Below are 1,492 nucleotides of genomic sequence, written 5' to 3'. Positions count from 1 at the left end.
ATCTGCGGAACAGGACACTGATATGTATTGACCGTGTCAAGTGCTCAGCTTCCTGTTCATGATCGGTTAAATCCCGCCAGTGTGTTTAGGCCAGGCCCGGCGGTTCTTCGACGGTTGATCATTCTGATATGCGCGGGTTGGCTACCGCATGACAAACGATTCGTCGAGGAGCTGCCTCGGTCTAGCGTCGAGGGTTGTGCTGTTTCCAGTTGCCTCCTAGTGTCCGCGAGGGTTCTCCACCGCTGCCGGACCTGGCCCAAACACACTGGCCGCTGTATCGGTTCGCTCAGGCCCCGCCGATCTCTGCCTGCTGGCCGATCGCCCAAATAAATCCCGTTAGTTCGCGCGCAATCGCCGTGCAGACCTGCACCGGTAATTTCCCGCGGGCAGTCAGATGACGGAAGCGCTGGCACAAGCGTTTCTGCGCACTCCATGCAATCTCCTGGACCTGTGCGGTGGTGCGCTCTGCGCGCCGTTGGAGAATGGCCGTCTTACGCGCCGGATGACGATAAGTCCAGGCCGCTTCGACCAACACCCGTCGCACATGGCTGTTGCCGGCCTTGGTGATGCCGCCTCGTCGCTCTCGTTTGCCGCTGGAATGCTCGCTTGGCACCAGGCCCAGATACGCCATCAGTTGTGGCGCATCGGAGAAGCGTCGCAGATCGCCAAGCTCGGCGACTACGGTTACCGCAGCAATCAGGCTGACACCCCGCAAGGCCATCAATGCCTCGATCACCGGCCACACCGGGCAGCCTTGCACCGCGCGTTCGATTTCCTGCTCCAGGCTCGCTACACGTTGGCTGCAAGCCTTGACCGTATCCATGTATTCCTGCAACACGATCTGCTGCACCGGTTGCGCAAACTTCACCGCTTCGAGCCAACGCCAATGCGCCTGGGTCCAGCGACACTTGCCGGTATAGCGATGGCCATGCCGCGACAGGAACGACAACAATCTTTGCTTGGCCTGCCGTTGCAGATGCTTCATGTCCTCGCGCGCACGGGTGAGGTCGCGCAATGCCTCTTGCGCTTCGCCGGGTATCCAGACCGCTGTCAGCTCGCCGGCCCGATGCAGGCGGGCCAGGCTCAGGCTGTCGCGACGGTCGGTCTTGACACGTTCGCCAGGCTTTCTCGGAATCAGCGAGGGAGCCACCACCTGACAGTCCTGCTTTAGGTCATGCAGTTGCCGATACAGCACATAGCCACCTGGTCCGGCTTCGTAGCAAAACGACAGCCAAGCCCCGTCTCGCTTGAGCTGTGTGACCAGCTTCCTGACGGCCTCCGGGGTATTCACGATCTCCCCCACGTACCGGACTTCGCCGCCTGCCTGCGCCACCGCAACGGCGATCGTTTCCTGGTGCACATCCAAGCCCACGTACTTGCTAAACTTGTCCATGACCTGCCCCCTCAATTGTGGCTCTGGGCCTCTGGTTTAACCCACCTCAAGCCTAATCCACGTCGCTTGAGGTGCGGCAGGTCAATACATTCTGTCTAG

1 protein-coding gene is annotated in these 1,492 nt (G+C 60.6%); it reads right to left on the bottom strand.

Going from position 1 to position 1,492, the window contains the following annotated elements:
• Positions 1-286: 286 nt before the first annotated feature.
• Positions 287-1,393, bottom strand: a complete 1,107-nt coding sequence (locus AC07UK_RS38725) for an IS110 family RNA-guided transposase (RefSeq protein WP_494688350.1) — start codon at positions 1,391-1,393, stop codon at positions 287-289.
• Positions 1,394-1,492: the final 99 nt, after the last annotated feature.

This window comes from Cupriavidus sp. GW821-FHT07C08, assembly GCF_059419025.1.
The sequence above is the reverse complement of the archived record's forward strand: the minus strand, read 5'-3'. Positions and strand labels throughout refer to the sequence as shown.

Excerpts from the sequence above, each read along its gene's own strand:
- AC07UK_RS38725 (WP_494688350.1), bottom strand. The coding sequence starts at position 1,393 with ATGGACAAGTTTAGCAAGTACGTGGGCTTGGATGTGCACCAGGAAACG.